This window comes from Marinobacterium weihaiense (genome assembly GCF_019061305.1).
Lineage (GTDB): Bacteria > Pseudomonadota > Gammaproteobacteria > Pseudomonadales > Balneatricaceae > Marinobacterium > Marinobacterium weihaiense.
Window position 1 is genome coordinate 1 of record NZ_JAHQZT010000094.1, and the last position, 303, is coordinate 303.

The 303-nt window shown below is 51.2% G+C and carries 1 pseudogene; it reads left to right on the forward strand.

What is annotated here, in order from left to right:
- Window positions 1–18: 18 nt before the first annotated feature.
- Window positions 19–303: pseudogene (locus KTN04_RS17490) on the forward strand (recombinase XerD); the annotation flags it as partial.

The following is a 303-nucleotide window of genomic DNA, read 5'->3' on the forward strand; positions in this document are numbered from 1 at the left end:
AACAAGGATCGAAAAACAGTGCTGGGGAAACGCCTGCATACCCCCTTGCAGGCCCAGATCCAGCAGGCACTCGCGATCCAGGAAGAGGATAACCGCCAGGGTCATGGGCCTTCGCTGCCAAATGCCCTCGGCAAGAAATATCCAAATGCCTTTCGCCAGCCAGCCTGGATGTTCCTGTTTCCATCTAGCGGTCTCTGCAAACATCCCATTACTGGCGAACTATGTCGGCATCACTTACATGATTCGGTGCCCAGAAAAGCCTTGAAGGCTGCTATAGCAAAAACGAATATTCAACATAAAAGA